The sequence below is a fragment of the Sphingobacterium sp. IITKGP-BTPF85 genome (assembly GCF_001006065.1).
In the GTDB taxonomy this organism is placed as follows: domain Bacteria; phylum Bacteroidota; class Bacteroidia; order Sphingobacteriales; family Sphingobacteriaceae; genus Sphingobacterium; species Sphingobacterium anhuiense.
In genome coordinates this window covers 15742-38835 of sequence record NZ_ASZT02000002.1, presented here as the reverse complement: position 1 = coordinate 38835, position 23094 = coordinate 15742, and the positions used below count along the sequence as shown (strand labels likewise).

26 protein-coding genes and 4 pseudogenes are annotated in these 23094 nt (G+C 35.6%); 9 read left to right on the top strand and 21 right to left on the bottom strand.

The features are described from left to right. Nucleotides 1-118 precede the first annotated feature (118 nt). Together lpdA and L950_RS00470 are read left to right on the top strand one after the other, a co-directional pair. Nucleotides 119-1525 (top strand): dihydrolipoyl dehydrogenase, encoded by a 1407-nt coding sequence (gene lpdA / locus L950_RS00475; protein WP_021188804.1) that lies wholly within the window; start codon nucleotides 119-121, stop codon nucleotides 1523-1525. A gap of 66 nt (nucleotides 1526-1591) precedes the next feature. Continuing rightward, the gene (locus tag L950_RS00470; RefSeq protein WP_021188803.1) at nucleotides 1592-1996 is read left to right on the top strand and encodes an acyl-CoA thioesterase; all 405 of its coding nucleotides are present in this window, start codon (nucleotides 1592-1594) and stop codon (nucleotides 1994-1996) included. A gap of 18 nt (nucleotides 1997-2014) precedes the next feature. Here L950_RS00470 and L950_RS31360 read toward each other — a convergent pair. Further along, nucleotides 2015-2238, bottom strand: a pseudogene (locus L950_RS31360) (DUF3817 domain-containing protein). Between the two features lie 318 nt (nucleotides 2239-2556). On the opposite strand from L950_RS31360, the gene L950_RS34765 reads away from it, so the two are divergent. Both L950_RS34765 and L950_RS34760 read left to right on the top strand, forming a co-directional pair. Next, nucleotides 2557-3051, top strand: coding sequence for an FAD-dependent oxidoreductase (locus tag L950_RS34765; RefSeq protein ID WP_262506929.1), 495 nt, complete (start codon nucleotides 2557-2559; stop codon nucleotides 3049-3051). A 26-nt stretch (nucleotides 3052-3077) separates the two neighbouring features. Beyond that, entirely contained in the window at nucleotides 3078-3944 is an 867-nt protein-coding gene (locus tag L950_RS34760; RefSeq protein ID WP_262506928.1) for an FAD-dependent oxidoreductase, read from the top strand. A gap of 76 nt (nucleotides 3945-4020) precedes the next feature. On the opposite strand, the gene L950_RS00455 is transcribed toward L950_RS34760, so the two are convergent. From L950_RS00455 to L950_RS00440, 4 genes and pseudogenes are all read right to left on the bottom strand, one after another. Continuing rightward, a complete protein-coding gene (locus L950_RS00455) occupies nucleotides 4021-5028 on the bottom strand; it encodes a LacI family DNA-binding transcriptional regulator (protein WP_021188801.1) in 1008 nt (335 codons plus the stop codon). Between the two features lie 138 nt (nucleotides 5029-5166). Beyond that, nucleotides 5167-5712 carry a hypothetical protein gene (locus L950_RS00450; protein WP_031287604.1) on the bottom strand — a complete coding sequence of 182 codons (546 nt, stop codon included), beginning with the start codon at nucleotides 5710-5712 and terminating at the stop codon, nucleotides 5167-5169. A 7-nt stretch (nucleotides 5713-5719) separates the two neighbouring features. Continuing rightward, nucleotides 5720-6208: a hypothetical protein gene (locus tag L950_RS00445; protein WP_021188799.1), complete on the bottom strand. Its 489-nt coding sequence runs from the start codon at nucleotides 6206-6208 to the stop codon at nucleotides 5720-5722. A 96-nt stretch (nucleotides 6209-6304) separates the two neighbouring features. Continuing rightward, nucleotides 6305-6957, bottom strand: a pseudogene (locus L950_RS00440) (ABC transporter ATP-binding protein). A 173-nt stretch (nucleotides 6958-7130) separates the two neighbouring features. Here L950_RS00440 and sucC point away from each other — a divergent pair. From sucC to L950_RS00425, 3 genes and pseudogenes are all read left to right on the top strand, one after another. Further along, nucleotides 7131-8322 (top strand): annotated as a pseudogene (gene sucC, locus L950_RS00435) (ADP-forming succinate--CoA ligase subunit beta). 184 nt (nucleotides 8323-8506) lie between these two features. Then, entirely contained in the window at nucleotides 8507-9952 is a 1446-nt protein-coding gene (gene asnS, locus L950_RS00430) for an asparagine--tRNA ligase (RefSeq protein WP_021188798.1), read from the top strand. Between the two features lie 100 nt (nucleotides 9953-10052). Continuing rightward, nucleotides 10053-10673, top strand: coding sequence for an L-threonylcarbamoyladenylate synthase (locus L950_RS00425; RefSeq protein WP_021188797.1), 621 nt, complete (start codon nucleotides 10053-10055; stop codon nucleotides 10671-10673). Here the strand turns inward: L950_RS00425 and L950_RS00420 are convergent. The 6 genes from L950_RS00420 to tilS form a co-directional block, all read right to left on the bottom strand. After that, nucleotides 10668-11114 (bottom strand): SRPBCC domain-containing protein, encoded by a 447-nt coding sequence (locus L950_RS00420; RefSeq protein ID WP_021188796.1) that lies wholly within the window; start codon nucleotides 11112-11114, stop codon nucleotides 10668-10670. The genes L950_RS00425 and L950_RS00420 overlap by 6 nt on opposite strands. Before the next feature lie 44 nt (nucleotides 11115-11158). Continuing rightward, nucleotides 11159-11731, bottom strand: a complete 573-nt coding sequence (locus L950_RS00415; RefSeq protein ID WP_021188795.1) for a Crp/Fnr family transcriptional regulator — start codon at nucleotides 11729-11731, stop codon at nucleotides 11159-11161. A 29-nt stretch (nucleotides 11732-11760) separates the two neighbouring features. Continuing rightward, nucleotides 11761-12087: a DUF721 domain-containing protein gene (locus tag L950_RS00410; protein ID WP_021188794.1), complete on the bottom strand. Its 327-nt coding sequence runs from the start codon at nucleotides 12085-12087 to the stop codon at nucleotides 11761-11763. Then, entirely contained in the window at nucleotides 12080-13183 is a 1104-nt protein-coding gene (gene recF / locus L950_RS00405) for a DNA replication/repair protein RecF (protein WP_021188793.1), read from the bottom strand. Before recF ends, L950_RS00410 begins: the two co-directional genes overlap by 8 nt. Nucleotides 13184-13218: 35 nt before the next feature. Next, complete coding sequence (locus L950_RS00400; RefSeq protein ID WP_021188792.1) at nucleotides 13219-13542, bottom strand: DUF4834 family protein; 324 nt, start codon at nucleotides 13540-13542, stop codon at nucleotides 13219-13221. 586 nt (nucleotides 13543-14128) lie between these two features. Further along, the gene (tilS, locus tag L950_RS00395; RefSeq protein ID WP_021188791.1) at nucleotides 14129-15454 is read right to left on the bottom strand and encodes a tRNA lysidine(34) synthetase TilS; all 1326 of its coding nucleotides are present in this window, start codon (nucleotides 15452-15454) and stop codon (nucleotides 14129-14131) included. A 112-nt stretch (nucleotides 15455-15566) separates the two neighbouring features. Here tilS and L950_RS31350 point away from each other — a divergent pair, with 112 nt between their 5' ends. Together L950_RS31350 and L950_RS00390 are read left to right on the top strand one after the other, a co-directional pair. Further along, nucleotides 15567-15791 (top strand): hypothetical protein, encoded by a 225-nt coding sequence (locus tag L950_RS31350; protein ID WP_231576733.1) that lies wholly within the window; start codon nucleotides 15567-15569, stop codon nucleotides 15789-15791. Continuing rightward, on the top strand, nucleotides 15788-17953 hold the full coding sequence (locus tag L950_RS00390; protein WP_021188789.1) for an OstA-like protein: 2166 nt from the start codon (nucleotides 15788-15790) through the stop codon (nucleotides 17951-17953). The genes L950_RS31350 and L950_RS00390 overlap by 4 nt, the downstream gene beginning before the upstream one ends. Nucleotides 17954-18023: 70 nt before the next feature. Here L950_RS00390 and L950_RS00385 read toward each other — a convergent pair. The 10 genes and pseudogenes from L950_RS00385 to L950_RS36105 form a co-directional block, all read right to left on the bottom strand. Continuing rightward, a pseudogene (locus L950_RS00385) lies at nucleotides 18024-18523 on the bottom strand (DUF417 family protein). A gap of 158 nt (nucleotides 18524-18681) precedes the next feature. Continuing rightward, nucleotides 18682-18834, bottom strand: coding sequence for a helix-turn-helix domain-containing protein (locus tag L950_RS29155; RefSeq protein ID WP_197086155.1), 153 nt, complete (start codon nucleotides 18832-18834; stop codon nucleotides 18682-18684). Continuing rightward, a complete protein-coding gene (locus tag L950_RS00380; RefSeq protein ID WP_197086154.1) occupies nucleotides 18822-19499 on the bottom strand; it encodes an AraC family transcriptional regulator in 678 nt (225 codons plus the stop codon). The genes L950_RS29155 and L950_RS00380 overlap by 13 nt, the downstream gene beginning before the upstream one ends. Nucleotides 19500-19629: 130 nt before the next feature. Further along, nucleotides 19630-20595, bottom strand: a complete 966-nt coding sequence (locus L950_RS00375) for a glycosyl transferase family 90 (protein WP_021188788.1) — start codon at nucleotides 20593-20595, stop codon at nucleotides 19630-19632. A gap of 2 nt (nucleotides 20596-20597) precedes the next feature. Next, on the bottom strand, nucleotides 20598-20873 hold the full coding sequence (locus tag L950_RS36955; protein WP_410528067.1) for a non-canonical purine NTP pyrophosphatase: 276 nt from the start codon (nucleotides 20871-20873) through the stop codon (nucleotides 20598-20600). Then, complete coding sequence (locus tag L950_RS36950) at nucleotides 20864-21067, bottom strand: non-canonical purine NTP pyrophosphatase (protein ID WP_410528066.1); 204 nt, start codon at nucleotides 21065-21067, stop codon at nucleotides 20864-20866. Before L950_RS36950 ends, L950_RS36955 begins: the two co-directional genes overlap by 10 nt. Continuing rightward, nucleotides 20998-21168, bottom strand: coding sequence for a hypothetical protein (locus tag L950_RS36945; RefSeq protein ID WP_410528073.1), 171 nt, complete (start codon nucleotides 21166-21168; stop codon nucleotides 20998-21000). Before L950_RS36945 ends, L950_RS36950 begins: the two co-directional genes overlap by 70 nt. A gap of 67 nt (nucleotides 21169-21235) precedes the next feature. Next, nucleotides 21236-21793: a hypothetical protein gene (locus tag L950_RS00365; RefSeq protein ID WP_021188786.1), complete on the bottom strand. Its 558-nt coding sequence runs from the start codon at nucleotides 21791-21793 to the stop codon at nucleotides 21236-21238. A gap of 7 nt (nucleotides 21794-21800) precedes the next feature. Beyond that, the gene (locus L950_RS00360) at nucleotides 21801-22781 is read right to left on the bottom strand and encodes a deoxyhypusine synthase family protein (protein WP_021188785.1); all 981 of its coding nucleotides are present in this window, start codon (nucleotides 22779-22781) and stop codon (nucleotides 21801-21803) included. 130 nt (nucleotides 22782-22911) lie between these two features. After that, complete coding sequence (locus L950_RS36105) at nucleotides 22912-23076, bottom strand: hypothetical protein (protein ID WP_316930479.1); 165 nt, start codon at nucleotides 23074-23076, stop codon at nucleotides 22912-22914. Nucleotides 23077-23094: the final 18 nt, after the last annotated feature.

Below are 23094 nucleotides of genomic sequence, written 5' to 3'. Positions count from 1 at the left end.
CTTTTTTTATGACATTATAACGAGACTTCTATTTCAAATTTATACACGTTTTTAACAAAATAGATTTCCTATAATGTTAATTATGACTAAATTTGCTCAAACATTTAAAACGTAATAGATGCAATACGACGTAATAGTAATTGGAAGTGGACCAGGCGGATATGTAGCAGCAATCCGTTGTGCACAATTAGGGTTAAAAACTGCTGTAATTGAGAAGTATAACACTTTTGGAGGAACTTGTTTAAATGTAGGTTGTATTCCTTCAAAGGCTTTATTAGATTCATCTGAGCATTACCACAATGCTGCACATTCTTTCGAAGCACATGGTATTAGCTTAAGCAATTTAAAAGTTGATATTAAAAAGATGATTGCTCGTAAAGACGATGTTATCAATCAAAATACTGCAGGTATCACATACCTGTTCAAAAAGAACAAAGTTGAAAGTTTCCAAGGAATTGGTTCATTTGTAGATAAGAACACCATTAAAATCACAAAAGATGATGGTACTTCTGAGCAAATTACAGGTAAAAATGTAATTATTGCTACAGGTTCGAAACCTACTTATTTACCATTCTTACCAGTAGATAAAAAAAGAATTATTACTTCGACAGAAGCTTTAAATTTAACAGAAATTCCTAAACACTTAATCGTAATCGGTGGTGGTGTTATTGGTCTTGAGTTGGGTTCTGTTTACGCTCGTCTTGGTTCTAAAGTATCTGTTGTAGAATTTGCAAAATCAATCATCGGAACTATGGATGGTGGTTTAGGTAAAGAATTACAACGCGTTTTGAAAAAATCAGTTGGTATGGAGTTCTATACTGGCCACAAAGTTACAGGAGCAACTTCAAAAGGTAAAACTGTAACTGTGACAGCTGAAAACCCTAAAGGTGAAATCATCTCATTAGAAGGTGATTACTGTATCGTAGCTGTAGGACGTACTGCTTATACGGATAATTTAGGTTTAGAAAATATCGGTATCACTGTTGAAGAAAGAGGTAAAAAAATCACAGTAAACGATCATTTAGAAACAATCGTTCCAGGTGTATACGCAATTGGAGACGTTGTCAAAGGTGCTATGCTAGCGCACAAAGCAGAAGATGAAGGTATCTTCGTAGCAGAAAGCATTGTTGGTCAAAAACCACATATCGATTATAATTTAATTCCTGGTGTTGTTTACACTTGGCCTGAGGTTGCCTCTGTAGGTAAAACAGAAGAGCAATTAAAAGAAGCTGGTGTTAAATACAAAACGGGGTCATTCTCATTCAAAGCTTCTGGTCGTGCCAAAGCTTCGATGGATACGGATGGTTTTGTAAAAATATTAGCTGATGCTGAAACTGATGAAGTTATTGGTGTACATATGATCGGACCAAGAGCTGCTGATATGATTGCAGAAGCAGTCGTAGCGATGGAATATCGCGCATCAGCAGAAGATATCGGTCGCATTTGCCATGCACACCCGACATATACGGAAGCAATAAAAGAAGCTGCGTTAGCCGCAACTTCGAATAGAGCAATTCACGCTTAAAATACTAAAAAGGGGAAAATAAAATTTTCCCCTTTCTTTTTCAACAAACCAAGCCCAAAATAAAACATGAATTTCTATACAAGAAAATGGGTAAAACCAGAAGACTTAAACCCTAACGGTTCACTATTTGGGGGGACCCTATTGAGATGGATTGATGAAGAAGCAGTTATCTATGCAATTGTGCAATTGGCCAATTCACATGTAGTAACGAAGTATATTTCTGAAATCAATTTCGTCAGTTCGGCTCAACAAGGTGATATTATAGAATTAGGGATAGAAGCAACTAATTTTGGTACAACCTCTATCACGATGCGATGTGAGGTTCGCAACAAAATTACGAGAAAAACAATTCTATCCATCGACAAATTAGTTTTTGTCAACCTTAATAAAGAAGGCACACCAACACCGCACGGACGCACCGAAATTACTTATGCCTATGTCGGTATTGATAAAATAAAAAAGGATGAATAAATCATCCTTTTTTATTTTCTATTTCTTTTGACCATTAATAATCTTCTTCACATCCAATTCTACCCAGAAACCTATAATAGGAATTAGAGATAAGACAAAATAAGTCAATGGTCGTTTCCAGTTCCATTTATATTCTACTGTGCACATGATCAACATAATGACAAATATGACGACAAAAAAGCCATGAATCGACCTGCAATTCTCACCGCTTCGGGCGTTTCAAAAAAATATTTCATCGGCATAGCAAAGAAAAACAAACAAATGGTTGAAACAGCTTCCCAAAGTGCTATTTGTCTAAAAATACGGAGCATAAAAACTTGATTTAAAAATAAGTAATCCCAAAAATAGAATTATTTAGTGAGATGGATATTTTTTCTGAATGCTTTGACCTTCCTTTGACATATTAATCTTTAAAATGACGTGCGCTTATTAAAATCTGCCAATATAATGTCGCTCAATTTTATAACATTCAGAATGCGTACTTTTGAATAAGCTTTGCTATTCTGAATCTCAAGAAATTCAGAAATAGATTGAGCATTCAACTACACAATAATTATTTTATGAATTACGACATCATTGTAATTGGTAGTGGTCCTGGTGGATATGTTGCTGCCATTAGAGCCTCACAATTAGGTTTCAAAACTGCTATCATCGAGCGCGAATCTTTAGGAGGTATTTGTCTAAATTGGGGCTGTATCCCGACGAAAGCTCTATTAAAAAGTGCACAAGTTTTTGAATATTTAAATCATGCTGCTGAATATGGTATTAATGTACAAGGTGGTGAGCCTGACTTTGATGCTATTGTAAAAAGAAGTCGTGGCGTAGCAGATGGAATGAGCAAGGGTATTCAATTCTTAATGAAAAAGAATAAGATTGACGTCATTAATGGTACTGCAAAAATTAAAACCGGTGGTAAGATCGATGTTAAAGCTGCAGATGGTTCATCAAAAGAATACACCGCGAAACATACTATTTTAGCTACTGGTGCAAGATCACGTGAATTACCAAATTTACCACAAGACGGTAAAAGATCATCGGTTACAGACAAGCATTAGTATTACCAAAACAACCAAAATCACTTGTGATTGTTGGATCTGGAGCTATTGGAATCGAATTTGCATATTTCTACAATGCAATTGGTACGAAAGTAACAGTAGTAGAATTCATGGACAGAATCGTTCCTGTTGAAGATGAAGAAATATCAAAACAATTAGAAAAAAGCTTAAAGAAACAAGGCATTAACATTTTAACTTCATCTGAAGTACAATCTGTTGATACTTCAGGTACTTTAAGTAAAGTAAATATCAAGTCTGCTAAAGGCATGGAAGTTATCGAGGCTGAAGTTGTATTATCAGCAGTAGGTATCATGCCAAATATCGAAAACCTAGGTCTTGAAGAAGTTGGTGTAAAAACAGACCGTGGCCGTGTTGTGGTTGACGATTATTATAAAACAAATATCGACGGCGTTTATGCTATCGGTGATATCGTAAAAGGACAAGCTCTTGCACACGTTGCTTCAGCAGAAGGAATTTTATGTATAGAAGCGATTAAAGGTCTTCATGTAGAACCAATTGACTATAACAACATCCCTGGATGTACCTATTGTTCTCCTGAAATTGCTTCAGTAGGTTATACTGAGAAAGCGGCAAAAGAAGCTGGTTACGAAGTTAAAGTAGGTAAATTTCCTTTTTCTGCTTCAGGTAAAGCATCTGCTTCTGGAGCAAAAGATGGTTTTGTAAAAGTTATCTTTGATGCAAAATACGGTGAATTCTTAGGAGCTCATATGATCGGTGCAAATGTTACGGAATTGATTGCTGAAATTGTTGTAGCAAGAAAATTAGAAACAACTGGTCATGAAATGATTAAAGCGATCCATCCTCACCCAACTATGAGTGAAGCTATTATGGAAGCTTGTGCCGATGCTTACGATGAAGTGATACACTTATAACGGTAAAACGGACAACATAAAATAGAAAGGGCTTATCATAATGATAAGCCCTTTCTATTTTATGTTAAAAGAATGATTACATAATCAATCTCGACTTAAATACAATCTGTTGTGGAGCAAGATCAGGATTATTTATTTTTTCAAATAAAATCTCAGCTGCTTTCTTAGCTTGGTTACCTGGAAATTGTTCGATACATCCCATTGGAGGGTTTTCCATATATTTCCAGAGAGGATAATTCGCATAACTAATAAAGTGAATATCATGATTAAGAACCAGACCTCTGTTTCGGGCAGCCTTCATAACATCTAAAGTCACAAAGTCATTAAAAGACACAACTGCTGTAGGCCTTTCAGGTAAGGCATATAGTTTCTCCATAGCAGCCTCATTTCCCTCAGTCGTTAAATCCGTATTCACAATATACTTTTCATCATAGTCCAAGCCATTACGTTTCAAAGCGGATAGAAAGGAATTTTTGCGTTCTTCACTTGCAGGAAGCAATTGTGGACCATTAATAAGTGCTATTTTAGCATGACCCCGAGCAACGAAAGCATCAATAGCTTCGTTCATACCTGTTGCTAGATCACTTTCAACTTTATTAATTTTAGGAATATCGGGTACACAGTCAAAGAATACAATTGGTGTTCCAGAATTTTCTAGCTTTTCAAGAAACTCAAGATTTGTGGTATTTTTACCTACTGACATTAAAACACCATCAACACGATGGCTTTTAAAGGTTTTCAAAATTCTCTCTTCTCTTTCGGCATCGTCCAAAGATTGCCCCATGATCACGGTATACTTACGGTCGTTGGAAACATTTTCAATTTCACTAATTGCAGAAGAGAAAAATGGTTCAGATAGACTTGGTAATAAAACACCGATTGTAAAAGTTTTGCGTTGCTTAAAAAATATCGCCGTTTGGTTAGGCTCATAATTCAATTCCTCAGCAACTTTTTTCACACGCATGGTCGTCACTAATCCAATACTTGGATGGTCATTCAACGCTCGAGATACAGTAGAGGGTGAAATTTTCAGCTTCTTCGCTATTTCCTTAATTGTTGTTGGTTTATCTCCTTGTATACTCATAGTCGAATCTCACTAAATTTACATTCTGATAAATATAACATTTTTTAGCATATTTTTTAGAATTAGAGTTTAATTTTAGAAAAAAGCAATTAATTAAACAAATTTAAACAACTGATAATCAATGGCTAAATCGAAAAACTAACAATCTTGATATATAAAATCATTTTTAGCTATTTGTAGCTCATTAGCTATATAATCGAGAGGATCTAAATTGCGGAATTTTAACTCATCAACAAAATAAACCTTTAATTTAGATGCCAAAGGCCCCCACTCCATATGTTTTATTTTATTCAACTGCATAAGCGGATTCCCTTTCGTCAAAATACAGATCTGTTTATCTGCATTAACAATAGCTGTTAATAATTCTGGAATACCATCTTTCATCAATAATTTAACGGGTAAAACAGCATTAACAAATAATCTTTCGAAATGCTCTTTATACTTTAAATCAAAATGAAAAACTTCGGCAGCATGTTCAAAGATCATATCTTCTCCTTGATTATCTAGATGATTCTTAAAAAATGTAACCAAATCAGCCTGAGGAGGAAAGGTCTCTGTAAATTCAAGAAAATTAGCGAAAAGATAATAGACCTGTAATAAATAGTCCCGTTTTGGATAAATAACGTCATCCAGTTCAAAAATAAATACCTTTTTATCCTTTGGGAAATCTTGATATCTTAACATAAAACAATTAATCTTTTGAAACAGCACATAAGGCAAAATCATCACCTGAATCCGATACCACAAACAAACCATCCAATCCAGGATGTTCAGTTGTAAAATCATCAATCAATGACTTACCATCAACTAATAAAGCAAGTGATAATTCTTTTGGTGGATTTTCAATCACATAGTAATCTAGCAAAACGTCCTGAGCTGGAACAATTACCTTAATATCATATTCTTCAAATAAAATTTTGGCCACGGCTAGAGGTTCAAATTCATAACCTCCCAATGGCAGGACATAGTCAATCTGATGATCTAAACTTATTTTTAATACTTCGTGAGCATAGGTTGGCATTAACCCCGCAGGCAATTTAAAATACTTGCCTGAATTTAATAACAGTGATGGAATCTCCTCAGAACTCGCAAAAAAGATTTCAAATTCATCCCCTAATAGCTTTGCAATACGTTGCCCAAGCCCTCTAGTTCCAAAGGTTATTAGTATTCTTTTTTTCATCAGAATAAAGTGTTTTTTTAAGCGATAAAGTTATTATGAGCAATACATTTATCGCGGTTTATGTATTCTAAGTGACTTATAATGACTGTATACATACTATACGATCACAATTCCATCACGCATATGAATAGTACGGTCCGAAATACGTGCCAGCTCTTCATTATGAGTAACGATTACAAAAGTTTGTTCAAATTTATCCCTTAGGTCAAAAAACAACTGATGTAATGCTGTAGCATTTTCAGAATCTAGATTTCCTGAAGGTTCATCTGCCAAAATAATAAAAGGGTTATTAATTAAGGCACGAGCAACAGATACACGTTGTTGTTCTCCACCAGACATTTGAGTCGGCTTATGGCTAGCCCGATGTGCTACACCTAATAAATCCAATATCTCCATCGCACGAACTTCTGCATCTTTGCGCCCCACACCTTTAATAAATGCTGGGATACACACATTTTCCAAAGCCGTAAATTCTGGGAGTAGGTGATGGAACTGAAAAACAAACCCGATATGTTCATTGCGAAAGGCACTCAGTTTTTTGCATTCAGTGCACTGATGTTGGTTCCATTGATATACAGTTCTCCCTTATCTGCTAAATCCAAGGTCCCTAAAATGTGAAGAAGCGTACTTTTTCCAGCTCCAGAAGCTCCAACAATACTCACAATTTCACCCTTTGCAACTTCTATATCCACCCCTTTTAATATAGGTAAAGGACCGTATGATTTGAAAATACTTTTGGCTTGTAACATCATATGACAAAGTTAAATATTTTTTATGAACAAAACCTTTGAATAAATCAAGACCTTTTAACTCCATATCCGCCAAGTAGTATATAATAAAAGTCAATTTAAGCTAAATTTATGCTTCAGAACTTGACCATTCACTTAAAAAATAATACTTTTACAACACAAACATTTTTGCAATGAACATTCACGAATATCAAGGAAAAGAAATACTTAAAAGTTTTGGCGTAAGAGTACAAGAAGGTATTGTTGCTGAAACTCCAGAGCAAGCTGTAGAAGCTGCTAAAAAATTGAAAGAAGAATACAATTCTGACTGGGTTGTAATCAAGGCTCAAATTCATGCTGGTGGTCGCGGTAAAGGTGGTGGCGTTAAATTAGCTAAAAACCTAGAAGAAGTATCACAACGTGCTACAGATATCATCGGTATGCAATTAGTAACTCCTCAAACTGGCGCTGAAGGTAAAAAAGTAAATAAAGTATTAGTTGCTCAAGATGTTTACTATCCTGGTGAAAGTGAAACTAAAGAATTTTATGTATCTGTGTTATTAGACCGTGCTAAAGGTCGTAATATCATTATGTATTCTACAGAAGGTGGAATGGATATTGAAGAAGTAGCAGAGAAAACTCCAAACTTAATCTTCAAAGAAGAAATCGACCCTAAGTTGGTTTACAAGGTTTCCAAGCACGTAAAATTGCTTTCAACTTAGGCTTAACTGGTGGTGCACATAAAGAAATGGTGAAATTCGTTGCTGCTTTATATAAAGCATACGATTCAACAGATTCTTCTATGTTCGAAATCAATCCTGTATTAAAAACATCTGATGATAAAATCTTAGCTGTAGATGCGAAGTAGACTTAGATGAGAACGCATTATACCGTCACCCGGATTATGCAGCATTACGTGATGTAACGGAAGAAGATCCTACAGAAGTTGAAGCTGGTAAATCTAACTTAAACTATGTAAAACTTGACGGTAACGTAGGTTGTATGGTAAATGGTGCTGGTCTTGCAATGGCAACTATGGATATCATCAAAATTGCTGGTGGTGAGCCTGCTAACTTCCTAGATGTAGGTGGTACTGCAAATGCTGAAACGGTAAAAGCTGGTTTCAATATCATTTTATCAGATCCAAATGTAAAAGCAATCTTAATTAACATCTTCGGTGGTATCGTTCGTTGTGACCGTGTTGCGCAAGGTGTAATCGATGCTTATAATGAAATCGGAAATATTCCTGTGCCAATTATCGTACGTCTTCAAGGTACAAATGCTGCTGAAGCGAAAAAATTAATTGATGATTCAGGCTTACAAGTTTATTCTGCAATTCAATTACAAGAAGCTGCTGAATTAGTAACTAAAGTATTAAAAGGATAATCTTCCCTTTAAAACAATATCAAAAGCCTCTGAAAATCTCAGAGGCTTTTTTAATTAAAACAAATACCGAATATTTCTAAATAAATAAAGGATTTTTATAAATTATACCCTATTTTTGAGTTTCATACAAAAAAATAAGATCCTGATCTATTATTTAGACCTGATTTGAAATGCCACAATAAAAATGGAACATACACGTATAAAAGAATTATTAAATGCCACTGAATTTGGGCATGAAGTTATTGTTAAAGGATGGGTTAAAACTTTCCGAAACAATCAATTTATAGCAATCAATGATGGATCTTCCATTCACAACATCCAAGCAGTAGTTGATTTTGAAAACACACCCGATGCTTTATTAAAAAGGATCACAACAGGTGCTGCATTACGCATAAAAGGAAATTTAATTGAATCACAAGGTAAAGGTCAAAAAGTTGAGATCAAAGTAAATGAGTTGACGATCTTAGGTGATTCAGATGCTGAAAAATATCCTTTGCAACCTAAAAAACACAGCTTAGAATTTTTACGTGAAATCGCTCACTTACGTTTCCGTACAACGACATTCAATGCTGTCTTTAAAGTACGTAATGCCTTAGCATTTGCTGTTCACAAATTCTTCAATGACAAAGATTTTGTGTACATGCATACGCCAATTATTACTGGTTCTGATGCAGAGGGTGCTGGTGAAATGTTCCGTGTAACTTCATTAGATCTTAACAATATTCCACGTACAGAAAATGGTGATATTGATTTTAAAGAAGACTTTTTTGGTAAATCTACTAATCTAACCGTATCAGGACAATTAGAAGGTGAATTAGCAGCTATGGCCCTTGGGAATATCTATACCTTTGGTCCAACTTTCCGAGCTGAAAATTCTAATACAACTCGTCACTTAGCAGAATTCTGGATGATTGAACCAGAAATGGCATTTTATGAGTTGGAAGATAACATGGATTTAGCGGAAGATTTGTTGAAGTATGTCATCAAGTATGCGCTGGATACCTGTCCTGAAGAAATTGAATTTTTAAAAACACGTTTATTAGAAGAGGAGAAAAATAAACCTGCGGCAGAAAGAGCAGAATTAAATCTAATAGATAAATTAACGTTTGTACTGAATAATGATTTCGAACGCGTAACCTATACAGAAGCGATCGACATATTGAAGCGCAGTAAACCAAATCAAAAGAAACAATTTAAATACTTAATTGATGAATGGGGAGCTGATTTACAGTCCGAGCACGAACGTTATTTAGTAGAGAAACATTATAAAAAACCGGTGATCCTGATTGATTATCCAGCGGAGATCAAATCATTTTATATGAAGCAAAATGATGTAGATGCTAATGGACACAAAACAGTACGCGCGATGGATATTCTTTTCCCGGGAATCGGTGAAATGGTGGGCGGATCACAACGTGAAGAAAATTTAGATAAGTTATTATCACGTATGGCTGAAGTCAACATCCCTGCGGAAGAAATGGAATGGTTCTTAGATACACGTCGTTATGGCTCAGCTCCGCATTCCGGTTTTGGACTAGGATTCGAGCGTTTGGTATTATTTGTAACAGGAATGACCAATATTAGAGATGTTATTCCGTTCCCTCGTACACCGAACAACGCAGAATTTTAATCGATAGCAATACGATAGCAAGCGGTCAAAACATATCCAGTTTTGACCGTTTTTCTTTTATCTATAAATAATTTGTAATTTAGCACTATATCTCAACGTTATGTTAGTCCGAATTTACGATAATAACCCCAATGAAAAGTCAATACAGCAAGTTGTTGACGTTCTAAAAAAAGGTGGAGTCATCATCTACCCCACCGATACGGTTTATGGTATAGGATGCGACATTACAAATCAGAAAGCAATAGAAAAAGTTTGTGAAATTAGAGGATTAAAGGCAGATAAAGCCAATCTATCCTTTATTTGCTATGACTTGACAGATATATCTTTGTATACCAAACCATTTGATACAACCGTTTTTAGAGTATTAAAAAAAGCCCTTCCAGGTCCATTTACATTTATCTTTAATGCCAGCAGTCAAGTTCCAAAATTATTAAGTTCCAAAAAGAAAACAGTGGGTATCCGTGTTCCTGATAATAATATCGTACGCGAAATCGTACGTGTGCTTGGTAATCCCATTGTTACAGCCTCCATTCGAGATGAAGATGACATTCTAGAGTATTCAACAGATCCAGAATTGATCCATGAAAAATATGAAAATCTAGTCGATTTAGTAATTGATGGTGGTTATGGTGATAATGTTGCTTCTACAGTAGTTGACCTTACAGAGGGCGAATTTGAAGTTATCAGAGCTGGCAAAGGAAACTTAGAGGAATATCTATAAGATATTCCTATTCTCCACCTGTTTCTTTAAAGCTTCATTAAAAGACTTAAAACCATTGGAGGTTACACCATAAATCATTTTTCGAAAAAAATAAACCAACACTCCTGAAAAGTATTCACCTTGAGTCACAACTGTTTCATGATCGGATTTTTTTTCGAGTATAAAATAATGTTCGCCATCGAACAAACCTGGAATAAAAAGACTGCCTTTCCAACGAAGCTCCTTCTGAGGATTGATAACTAAAAACATCGGATTCATGGTCATACTTGGTCCATCAGGCTGTTCCAATCTAACCTTCGATCTTTCTCCAACGCTTGGAATAGAAAAAAAATGCTTAATTGTAGGGCTCCAGATAGAGTAACTATTAAAATCAGCTAATACATTCCAAACTGATTCGATTGATGTATTAATAGTAATTGTCTGTTCGATATGTGCTTTCATATACCAAAACTAGTATATTCAAATAACCATACACTTGACTTTTATCAAGAATTAATTTTTGCTCTTATTCGGCTCAATGTTTCTGGAGACATACCCAGTACAGACGCAATGTATTGAAGCGGCACTCGGTTAAACAGCGCTTTATGCTGTTCAAAATATAAATGATAGCGTTCTTCTGCCGTATGCGCTATAAAGTTATATATGCGCTCTTCCAATTGTAAAAAACATTTGGCTATAAATCTTTTTTCCAACCGGTTCCAATCAGGGATCTGCTGTTCAAATAAAAGATAATCCTGTTTAGAAATGGAAAGTAACTTCGTATCCTCTAAGACCTGAATACTCCATCTGGCAGGCTCATCAAAAAGAAACGAAGATAAGTCAGTAACGAAGTACCCCTCCTGCCCTATCCATTGCGTAACCTCGCCTGAAGCATTTTCTTTAAACACGCGGACAATCCCCGACTGAATAAAACTTAATCGATCACAGCGTTTACCGTGCTCTAAAAAATATGTTCCTTTTAAAAGATCCTCTTCGACAAAAGAAGATAATATGGCGGTCAGATTATTGGGGGAAACATCAAAAAGCTTCGCAATTTGATCTTGAAAAAATGTATTCATCTCCTAATACTGAAGATTTGAGAATTAAATTATAAAACGACAAGTTCTTCAACTATGACGTGACCAACATGCTCATTGACTCGTCCCAATATCTGCCTGCGCATTAAAACAAGTTCATTTTTAATTACAGCAGACTCGACCTTTACAAAGAGCTTTTTGTCTTTAATATAGATCTGTTTTGTCCGATTGGCAATAGCTTTACCGATCAACGTTGGCCATACTGCCAAAATAGAAGTTTCTTCAAATTTACGTTTCAATTTGTAAGCATCCAAAAGACGGTCGATCGCCTCTTTTATTGTGATATCATCACTTGAACGAATATATTCCAATCCGCCCTTATACTTCTTATTATACATAAACTTCACCTCCTGCTATGTCAAAGATACGCACTGGACTGGCAATCGCATCAAAAATTCGCTTAATTCTTTTTGCATCTGTATCTGTTAGAAAAATTTGACCAAATTCATCATCAGATACCATCTGCATCAGTTTGTGCGTACGTTTATCATCCAATTTGTCAAAAATATCATCCAAAAGCAATAGTGGTTTAAAGCCTTTCTTTTGTTGAAAAAAGGAATACTGTGCTAATTTTAGTGCAATTAAAAATGATTTTTGCTGACCCTGAGAACCAAATTTTTTCAAGGGCATACCGCCGTGGATGGTGAAAATTAGATCATCTTTATGTATACCCACTGTGGTTCTCTCCAGTGCCCTGTCGCGTTCCAGGTTCTTTTCCAAAATGTTCAAAAATGAATCTTCCATCAAAGGAGATTCATAGACAAGCTGGACAGTCTCTGCATTTTCAGTCAGGTATAAGTAATGCCGATCAAATTCCGGCTGAAATTCAGCCATAAAAGCAATACGTTTATTATAAATGACAGTACCAACTTCATCGAGTTGCATGTTTAGCACTTCAACAAGACCAAGATCCAATACCCCACTTTGTTTGGCCAGCTTTAGTAGCATATTACGCTGGGCAATGATTTTATTGTAAATAATAAGCGTATCCAGATATTTATTATCTGTCTGCGAGATGACATTATCGATAAACTTACGGCGCTCTTCACTGCCATCAGTAATAATCAGGGTATCATTAGGAGAAATCATTACCAAAGGAAACTGACCGATATGATCAGCCAATCTAGGATAATCCTTTTTATTTTTCTTAAATTGTTTCTTTTGATTACGTTTGATGCTACAGGAAATAACATCTTGAAATTCGTTTTTTTCGAATGAACCCTGCAACATAAACCAGTCTTGGCCCTGTTTAATATGTTGGGAGTCGATGGGATTAAAATAACTTTTACATAGGGAAAGATAATGTATAGCATCCAAAAGATTGGTTTTACCAACACCATTATCCCCCGCAAAAGCATTTACCTCCGGTAGGAATTCTAAAGAAGACTCTGAATAATTTTTAAAATTTAAAACTGAAAGCTGACGCAACCACATAGCACAAAGATACGCTATTTAGCGTAGCAACTCATCTATTTTATTTCTTCAAAATCCACAAATTCACCAGCATTGTCAGCCACTTTTCTTTTTGACTCTTGTTTAGGTGGAACATAATCTACCGATATACGACCATCTGTTTTTGGAGCTGATTGCGAACTGTTATTATTTTGACCAAATGTTTCATAATGGAACGAGCCACCACCATTGGTATAGGTAGAGCCACCTTGTTGCTGCGCTTTTTTCATAAGCTTTTCTGCAGCCTTACGCATTGCAAATGGTAATATTAATCGAATTAAGAATTTAACTAAATACCATACAGCGAATGCAATCAATAAAAATTTTAATAATCCTGCCATAACTTTATATTCGTTGTCATTTTAATCAAAAATAAAGAATCTCGTTCAAAACAGTTGTCTTAAAAATGTCAGTATATTCGATTTAACAATTTTTAAGGGTTCGTTTTGGACTTTGCTGTCTCAATTGCACGAAATAATTCCTCTTGACGTTGCGTACCAATTACGTATACCAGACCATCTTTATCTGTTAACCATACCGCATCTTTCCCACCTGCATAAAACTTAATCTTACCATTAATATGTAGATTATAAATAGGATTATTGAAGAAAAACTTACTAAATGGTTTTTTTCCACCTTAACAATTGAACTCAATTCAATTTTAACTAAGCGCGTAGTCCATAAGCCACTCAACATCACCTTTCCTTCAAAAACTTCGATACGATACAGCAATAGATACATCATGACTACAGAGGTAATAATGATCGCTATTCCGACTAAAAAAACAATTGACTGGAAAGTAATTGATCTATGTTGAGATAAACAGCTGTAAAACAAAACAAGGCCAGAACCAGACGTACACTTATCCAAACACGGTCCCGTCCCAAATATTGATTTTCAGTATATAGAAGTCCTTCTTTTATCATGTTATTTACAGCTTAAAATAAACACTTTATTTGTATTTCCACTTATTTTATATCGATTATCAAGTTGATAATTTGCTACCCAGATGATATCGCCGTTACCGTTTATTAAAATGGGAACATTTCCCTTTTCAAAAACATTCACCTTATAATTATTAAAAAGATCACTCAATTTTTTACGCCCTGTCATTCCCAAAGGATAGAAATAATCACCCGTTTTCCAAGCTCTTAGCGTCAAAGGAAAAATCAGAAGATTAGCATCTATTTTTGCAATCTGCTTATCCCGAACGATAGAAACATCATGACTATAATCACAACAAAAGCTATAATTTCTCCAAGATACAGATTTAGTTTCTGAAGTAATAATGGTTTCATCTTCCTGCTTATACTCTTTTTCACGAATAATCAAAAAATCGCGATCAAGTAACAGATCGTATCCCTCAGATTGAAACAATCGACCGGATTCCTTATCAAAACATGATTGGAGATCGGTCAGCACACTTTTACTAAAACAAAATGGAGAAAATAATTCATACAACAGGGGAAGATCCGTTATATGCTTCCGAAGCTTTTCCTTTTCAATAATCCAAGCTTCTTGTTCCTTTATAAAAAGGTCATTACGAAGGGGTGTTATGAATTGTTGCAACAAAGCATAGCTTTCCTTGAAGTGAGCAATGTTCTGTTCAAAAATACGTTCAAAATCAGGTTGCATTTTTTTAAATTGCGGAATGATGTCTATACGTACTTTATTACGCGCATATTTCGTCGAAAAGTTGGATTGATCATCACGGTATGGAATCTGATATTCCTGGACATAATGCAATACTTCCTCTGCTTTAAGAAACAGTAATGGACGAATCAGGCGGTCGCGTTTTGCCTGAATGCCCTGTAGGCCTTGAAGGCCTGTTCCACGGGATAGATTTAACAACACCGTTTCAATATGATCATTCAAATGCTGTGCAACAGCTATTTTGTCAAAACTTAACGCTTCTCTTAATTCTTCAAACCAGGAATACCGCAGTTCGCGCGCAGCCATCTGTATAGAAATTCCTCTTTCGGAAGCTATCTGCTCTGTGTCGAAATGCCTTACATAAAAAGGGATACCATGCGCTTCAGCGAAATCCCGAACCAAGCACTCATCCAGATCAGATTCTGCACCACGTAATTTAAAATTACAATGAGCAATAGCTATCTGATAACCGGCCTTTGCCAATAAAAAAGTCAAAAGCATCGAATCGCGTCCACCGCTCACTGTCAACAAGATCTTATCATCAGCCTCAAAAAGGCTGTTATCTTTGATAAAAAATGTTAATCTTTCCAGCAAATTCATATATCAAAGATAATGTATATTTTTTGAGCATATATTTGTTTAAATGAAAAATTACCATTAATCAACAAGTTCAATTAAAATACATATTTTTGTCTCTGTGAAACAATACTTTTTGTCCTTTATATTTATGGCCCTGGGCCTCATGCTAGCATCTGCACAACAGCAAGATGAACTCCGTTTATTGTCGTCTTCTTACAGTGTTCTCAATTCAAAAACAGGCAATGCAATGTTTTACAGACCGGTTTATGAACATAAAGGATCTACCCTCTCTGCAGATAGCGGTTATTTACATAAAGACGACATAGGGCGCCAGTTTTTTGAAGCTACAGCAATGTGATCATTACACAGCCTACCGGGACTCAAATATTCGCGGATAAACTTCACTACGATGCGGCTTCACAAAATGCAACGCTAACGCAAAACGTCCGTATGGTCAGTCGGTCTTCCATACTTACGACCAATCATTTGCAGTATAACATGAGAAGCAGTGTTGGAAACTATTATGGTGGCGGCCGTATCACTAGTGGTACAGATACCATTACGAGTACCAATGCGACTTATTTCGAAAATACACAAGATGCCTTTTTCAATAAAAAAGTCGTGGTACGTACACCAAATGTCAAAATATACACGGATTCAATGAAGTATAATTCGCCTAGCAGTATGACTTACTTCTATACCCCTACCAATATCAAAGGGAATAAAGGGGAAAATCTATATACAGAAAAAGGAGATTATAATACCAATACCGGCGTAGCAAACTTCACAAAGAAAAATCTATATACCGAAGGCAGTAAAATGCTAAAAGGAGATACGTTGCATTATGACCGACGAACCGGAGAAGGAGAAGCGATCCGGAATGTTGTATTTGTCGACACGACTGATAAGTTTTATGCCTATGGGGACAAAGGATTATATCGACAGTCTGATGAATCCATCACAATGACCGACAAGCCTTTGATCATCTCTGTTGTCAAAAAAGATAGTACGCAAAGTGATTCAACAAATACTGGAAATACAAAAACCAATCCGTCCAACAAAAAAGAGGTAAAGAAGAAAGAAAAAGAAGATAAAAAGGTTAAAGAAGAAGTTGTCTCAAAAGATGATAACAAGGGAGAGAATAAACTAGTCAAATTAGATCCTGTAGTAGTATCTAAGGACTCTGTACAGATGGATTCTATATTTATGACTGCAGATACCCTGTTCTCAAAAATGATTCTCCGAAGCACCTACATACCCAAAAATTTCAAACTAAGCCGTGACGGTGGTGAGCTCGATGTAGAGGTAGATGAAGATTATGGAGACGATAATGATAGTACGGATACCGATTTTACAGCAGGTTTAGATTCTTTGCAGCTGAAAGGTGATACCTTAGGAAAAAAGGAAATCAATAACGATGCACCTCAAAAGAAAATTAAAGACAAGCAAGCTGTCTTAAAAGAAAAAACCAAACAGGAGCCTAAAAAAGCAAGTCCAAATACTGAAAAAACAACAGCAAAACCTGTTGTAAAAGATTTAAATCGTTTTGAATTAGAGAAAAATAGTAAGGCTGACAGTATTTTGCGAAAAAATGCAGTCGTCCCAAAAGCAGATTATAGTGATCAGATCTTTAATAAAGCTCTTAAAGCTGCGAAAAACAATCATGAAAAACCTGCAGCTCCACCCGACACAGCAAAAACCCGTATTGTCAAAGCATACCATAATGTGCGCATGTTTAAATCCGATTTTCAAGCTGTAGCAGATTCTGTTTACTATGGTATGGCAGATTCTATGTTCAGGCTAATGGGAAAACCAATGATCTGGGCAGAGAAATCTCAAATATCCGGTGATACGATTTTTCTGCAATTTGTTAATCAGAAACTGGACAATACGTTAATTGTAGGTAATGCTTTTATGGTAAATGCAACTTTGGACTCCGCTAAATACAATCAGTTAAAAGGCCGTAAAATAACAGGATTCTTTGATAAAAACAGTTTAGAGCGGATGTTTGTTGATGGTAATGCCGAAAACATCATTTATGTCGTCAATGAAGAAACCAATGTAGCAACAGAATTATTCCATGATCGCAGCAGCCGCATTAAAATTTATATGGAAAACAATAAATTGAAAGAGTATGTTTCCATTAGAAAAGTTGATGGTAAAGTCTACCCAATTGCCCAGTTAACGCAAGAAAAAGAATTTCTACCGGGGTTTATCTGGAGGCCGGAAGATAGACCGAAGTCAAAAGAAGATTTACTCAATAGAAAACGATCTGTTGCAAAAGACGAGATTAAAGTTCCCGAGGCTGAAAACAAAGAGGGAAAACCTAAAGAGAAAACAATTAAGAATATAGAAAGCGAACCGGAGGAAAAGCCTCAGGAAGAAGTTAAAAAGCAAACTGCGCCTAAGCGGGAAATTCAGAAAATGGAAAGTAAGGCTCCAGGAGAAAAATTGCAGGCCGTACAAGATAGCACTCTTATTAAAGCAGTTTCTCCAAATAGAGAATCGATCAAAAAGTAAGATTTAATTAAAAGATCATCAACAATGCGGCCTGTCAATAATACCGCATTGTTGATGATCTTCAAATAAGTTAATGTCTTTCGGAAACCAACAAGCGCTTAGCACTATCTGCAGCGATCACAAGACCTGCTGCCAACATAATAATATCTTTTATAACCAAACGCCCTGCTGCGGAAAGGTAGGGAAATCCATAGTGAGGTGTCGGAAAATCACCACCTAAATTTGGCACAAATGTTTCTGGCGTGGTAATCAAGAATGATAAAGTCACGAGGGACATCCCAAATGTCAAAACACCACTAAGCAATCCTATTTTCGGAAACCATATACCCAATAAAACAAAAAATCCAATTCCGACAATAACTGCTCCCAAGCCATAAGAAAATAGATATGTCCTATTTTCATTATGCCAATCCACATTTTTTTGAACAGTTTTACCTTCAGGATTTTTATACTGCTGATACTCTGGTGCCTTCTTGCTGTAAAAAAAGACATAACAGGACTATTGGCTACAAAAGGAACAATACCATCAGCTTCGTACTGAAATGCCTTTAAACCACCTATCCATGCCATCACAAGAAAGACTGCAAAACGTAAAAAATTAATAAATTGATTTTGTAGTCCCGCTAGAAAAGAAATAAATCTGTACATAGTTGTCTATATTTGATATAGCTACAAATTTCCATTTAATAAATCAGCTATGACATGGACAAATCGGTAAATTCAATAGATTATTTAGCCACAATGGAGATCCCTACACGCTCTCGAAAACCTGAAGGAGAAATACCAACATTCTTCTTAAAATACCGGCTAAAGTAAAACTCATCTTCAAATTGAAGCTTTGCCGCTATTTCTTTGACAGATAAATATGTCAGATGCAACATTTTTTTGCTTCAAGAACAACACGATCCTGGATCAATTGGGAAGGAGATTTTCCCAATTCTTTTTTAACCTTTTTGCTGAATGAATCTACTCCAAGAGCAAGTTCATGTGCATAAAATTGCACCGATCTCTCGAAAAGAAAAGCAGACTCCAATAGTTCTTGAAATTTTAGACTAACTGTCAATTCGTTCTGATAAACATCGGTATGAACAAGCTGAAGAGATTTTTCCTTACTACAAAGGGCCAAAACAAGTTGTAGATAAGATTTTAATACAGATTCAGAAAATGGACTTCCTCCACCCTTCTCCACTTCAATTTTATTAAAAATTGTTTTTATTTCAGTAAATAAAATCGGAGAAATGGTCACAAATGGTGTTAAGTAGATATTGTTAAATAATAAACCATTGCAAGCAACTTCCTTTTTATGATATTCAATGCAGTAAAAATCACCATGGAACTCCAATTTAATAATGGAAGTCGGTGTTAGCCCCTGCCACTGGAAATGTTGATAAGGAGATAAAAAAACCAAACTATAAGCCGCGCTGGAATAATTTGAAAAATCAACCGAAAATTTCGCCGGATTTTCGAGCATAAAAATCTGATATAAAGCTGATTGAAAATCATCTCCGAGCGAAGATGTATGAAGATGCTGAATATCGATTAACATAGTTTTTCTCCTAAATTTTTAGCTCTATTATAATCTACTTTGAAAAAAAATAAAATAGACTATTCTAGGGTTCGCTTGATTAAAGTAACATCGATTTACAGCTGGCTAAATTGAAAAGCAACACTCACTGCTATAATACTGCTCTTTGACCAGTTTTTATAAAAAACTTTTCTAATACCAGGACAGAAACCAGATCTTCTACCATCTGATTTTCAAACCGCTTAACAAACTGATGTGCATTTTTAATGATTTCTTCTGCCTTTTCCGGATTTTCGATATAATAATTTAATTTCACTTCTAAATCCGAATAATCATCTTGGATATGTATATAATGATAATCAGGGATCAATAACCCTTCCATAAACCATGTTTCAAACTTTGGAATTGGCATTACGGCAATAGAATTTGATGACATCACCCATTTCAAATTGGTCGCCACATCATTTCCTTCTAAGGCCAGTATAAATTTATAATGTAGATGTTCTGTAATTGAAATCGCAGGTTTATACCAGCCTTTATGTTGATTCTTTTTAGAGACATCTCCTAAATCGCACAGAGGATGATCAAAATAGATCTGAAAAAAACGGCTTCTGTGCTCCTGTTGAACTGTAGCGCGTCCCAGCAACATATTTTTTTTATCTCGAAAAGCAATCTCATCTTTGATAAAATTAAAATGCCTGACTTTATCCATATTTAGCAATACTGAATTGCAGTTATTTCCTCCAATAGGTCTGCTTTTCACAATTGCAGGTGTTTGGGGAATATCAACAACATCACCTGGAATCATATCTATTCGGAGATCACCGTCAAAATATCGTAAATATTCTTTCAGATCAAAATAATAAACCGAACCTTTTTTAGGTCTCTTCATATCCTTTAAGTAGCAAGCACCCTCTCCCACTGTTTGAATTTCATCTAGCTTATTGTAATAAGCCAGACGATCAACAATAGCCTGGTCATAAGAAGAAAGATTGTTGATCATTGCTACTCTTTTGGATCGAAACAAAGGCAAAAATGAATATTCCCGGAAACTCGCTTTCACATAATATCCAAACTTAAAATTCTTATTCTTAAAAAATATTCGTTTTATATTCATTTCTAATTACTCAAAAACGCGGCTAATTTATGAACAGCGACTGCCCGGTGGCTGATACTATTTTTCTCGTCTGCAGTCATTTCCGCAAATGTTTTACTATAGCCATTTGGTATAAAAATAGGGTCATAACCAAATCCATCCGCACCTTTACATTCATCAATAATGTGGCCTTCAATACTACCTTCAAAAAAATGTTGCTGACCGTTTAGGTTAAGTGAAATCACTGTTTTAAATCGAGCGGTACGATTAGCGATACCTGCTAACTTCTCTAGAACCAAATTAATATTTTTTTCCATATCACGCTACCAGAATAACGGGCCGAATACACACCTGGTTCACCATTTAATGCATCAATTTCCAACCCAGAATCATCTCCGAAACAATTTAATCCATATTTATTGACTAAATAATCTGTCTTCTGTTTTGCATTCTCATGAAAAGTAACACCTGTTTCAGGAATATCTTCATGCAATCAATATCAGCCAAAGATTTAAGTAGGAATTTCTTTCCTACAATAGCCTGCACCTCTTCCAATTTATGTGCATTATTAGTCGCAAAAATAAGTTCAATCATCCGAATAAGATTTTATTCAAATGTATTAAATATAATAGAAAAAACAGCTAATTATCCGAGCTAAAGACTAGCTCTGATGTTGAATTAATGACTTAAACTCAGTCCAAAAAGCTTTTTTCTTAACCATGTCTGCAAACATCTCTTCAAAACTGTATGTATTGAAGACTGTCGCAATACGACCGTGCATATAGGAGTTATGCGCAATCTCAGGCAACTTTAATGATAAAGGTTCAACGCCTAGAAGAACAATCTTTTTAGGAGTGAAAAATGACATGATTCGCTTAAAGTCATTTGGATTGTGTGCATTGGCCAAATTAACAACCGCAACATCAGCAACTGTTAGCTTAAGCGCCCCAATTGTCTTTACAAATGCCTCCTCTGCTTCCGGAGAAAAGTAAGGATAAGCGGGATATCTTAAGATAAACAGAATTCCTTTTGCTTTAGAGCCTTGATATATAAATTCCTCAACAGATTCCTGATGAGCAGTAACCTGTTGAGGATTTAAAGGTGAAGATACCGATTCAGACTGACCCGAAAAAGCTTCTACAGCATCGGCCGTCGCGAATATAGTCTCGGACATGAATGCCTGTAAAGCAATGGGGTCTGTAGTCAGTAAATTCGACATATTCTTATTATTTACCCAAAATATAAGAGAAAATCAAAGGAGCAACAATAGTTGCATCAGACTCAACTACGAATTTAGGTGTATCGATATCTAATTTACCCCAAGTGATTTTTTCATTTGGAACAGCACCAGAGTAAGAACCGTAAGATGTTGTTGAATCAGAGATCTGACAGAAGTAAGACCAGAAAGGAACATCTTCCCACTCTAAATCTTGGTACATCATCGGAACAACACAAATAGGGAAATCACCAGAGATACCACCACCGATTTGGAAGAAACCAACACCCTTACCAGAAGAGTTAGCACGGTACCACTCTGTTAAGTAAATCATATATTCGATACCAGATTTCACTGTATGAACATTTAATTTACCTTTGATTACATTAGAAGTAAAGATGTTACCTGTCGTTGAATCTTCCCATCCTGGACAAACAATAGGCAAGTTTTTCTCTGCAGCAGCAACAATCCAAGAGTTTTTAGGATCAATTTCGTAATATTGTTCCAACACTCCAGAATTAACCACCTGGTATAAAAATTCGTGTGGTAAATAACGCTCACCTTTTGCTTCAGCTGCATGCCATACATCTTCCAGATGTTTCTGTAAACGACGGAATGCTTCCTCTTCAGGAATACAAGTATCTGTAACACGATTATAATGTTGATCTAATAATTCTCTTTCTTGCTCTGGAGTCAAGTCACGATAGTTAGGAACACGCTTGTAATGTGAGTGTGCTACTAAATTCATAACATCCTCCTCCAGGTTAGCACCTGTACATGAGATGATATGTACTTTATCTTGACGAATCATTTCAGCCAAAGAAATTCCCAATTCAGCAGTACTCATTGCACCACCTAAAGAAATTAACATTTTACCACCTTCTAATAGATGAGCCTCATAACCTTTAGCTGCATCCACCAATGCCGCAGCATTGAAGTGAAGGTAATTTTCCTCAATAAACTGAGAAATAGGACCTTTTTGTGTACTCATAATATTTTGTTACTTTTAATAAAATAATAAGTGTAGCAAAGGTACTGAATATTATTTATTTTAAGCTTGGAGGTCTGCCAAACAGCATGCTATTCAAGCATTTTTTAACAAATGTTAAATATTTGCAATCTTAAATTACCCATCGCTCACAGGAATCCAAAAATTCCTGGTTAATATCAGCACCAATACCCGGAAGATCCGAAAGATGAATATGATATCCTTTATATTGAATACCACCGACAACAGGATCCTCTAGATGGCCGACCATACAAGTATCCAAATCATAAAACTTCACATTCGGCGCAGCATAAGC

What these genes read in the sequence shown, in the direction of transcription:
- lpdA (WP_021188804.1), top strand. Translation starts at nt 119, where the DNA reads ATGCAATACGACGTAATAGTAATTGGAAGTGGACCAGGCGGATATGTA.
- L950_RS00470 (WP_021188803.1), top strand. Translation starts at nt 1,592, where the DNA reads ATGAATTTCTATACAAGAAAATGGGTAAAACCAGAAGACTTAAACCCT.
- L950_RS34765 (WP_262506929.1), top strand. Translation starts at nt 2,557, where the DNA reads ATGAATTACGACATCATTGTAATTGGTAGTGGTCCTGGTGGATATGTT.
- L950_RS00455 (WP_021188801.1), bottom strand. Translation starts at nt 5,028, where the DNA reads ATGAGTATACAAGGAGATAAACCAACAACAATTAAGGAAATAGCGAAG.
- L950_RS00450 (WP_031287604.1), bottom strand. Translation starts at nt 5,712, where the DNA reads ATGTTAAGATATCAAGATTTCCCAAAGGATAAAAAGGTATTTATTTTT.
- L950_RS00445 (WP_021188799.1), bottom strand. Translation starts at nt 6,208, where the DNA reads ATGAAAAAAAGAATACTAATAACCTTTGGAACTAGAGGGCTTGGGCAA.
- asnS (WP_021188798.1), top strand. Translation starts at nt 8,507, where the DNA reads ATGGAACATACACGTATAAAAGAATTATTAAATGCCACTGAATTTGGG.
- L950_RS00425 (WP_021188797.1), top strand. Translation starts at nt 10,053, where the DNA reads ATGTTAGTCCGAATTTACGATAATAACCCCAATGAAAAGTCAATACAG.
- L950_RS00420 (WP_021188796.1), bottom strand. Translation starts at nt 11,114, where the DNA reads ATGAAAGCACATATCGAACAGACAATTACTATTAATACATCAATCGAA.
- L950_RS00415 (WP_021188795.1), bottom strand. Translation starts at nt 11,731, where the DNA reads ATGAATACATTTTTTCAAGATCAAATTGCGAAGCTTTTTGATGTTTCC.
- L950_RS00410 (WP_021188794.1), bottom strand. Translation starts at nt 12,087, where the DNA reads ATGTATAATAAGAAGTATAAGGGCGGATTGGAATATATTCGTTCAAGT.
- recF (WP_021188793.1), bottom strand. Translation starts at nt 13,183, where the DNA reads ATGTGGTTGCGTCAGCTTTCAGTTTTAAATTTTAAAAATTATTCAGAG.
- L950_RS00400 (WP_021188792.1), bottom strand. Translation starts at nt 13,542, where the DNA reads ATGGCAGGATTATTAAAATTTTTATTGATTGCATTCGCTGTATGGTAT.
- tilS (WP_021188791.1), bottom strand. Translation starts at nt 15,454, where the DNA reads ATGAATTTGCTGGAAAGATTAACATTTTTTATCAAAGATAACAGCCTT.
- L950_RS29155 (WP_197086155.1), bottom strand. Translation starts at nt 18,834, where the DNA reads ATGTTGCATCTGACATATTTATCTGTCAAAGAAATAGCGGCAAAGCTT.
- L950_RS00380 (WP_197086154.1), bottom strand. Translation starts at nt 19,499, where the DNA reads ATGTTAATCGATATTCAGCATCTTCATACATCTTCGCTCGGAGATGAT.
- L950_RS00375 (WP_021188788.1), bottom strand. Translation starts at nt 20,595, where the DNA reads ATGAATATAAAACGAATATTTTTTAAGAATAAGAATTTTAAGTTTGGA.
- L950_RS36945 (WP_410528073.1), bottom strand. Translation starts at nt 21,168, where the DNA reads ATGATTGAACTTATTTTTGCGACTAATAATGCACATAAATTGGAAGAG.
- L950_RS00365 (WP_021188786.1), bottom strand. Translation starts at nt 21,793, where the DNA reads ATGTCGAATTTACTGACTACAGACCCCATTGCTTTACAGGCATTCATG.
- L950_RS00360 (WP_021188785.1), bottom strand. Translation starts at nt 22,781, where the DNA reads ATGAGTACACAAAAAGGTCCTATTTCTCAGTTTATTGAGGAAAATTAC.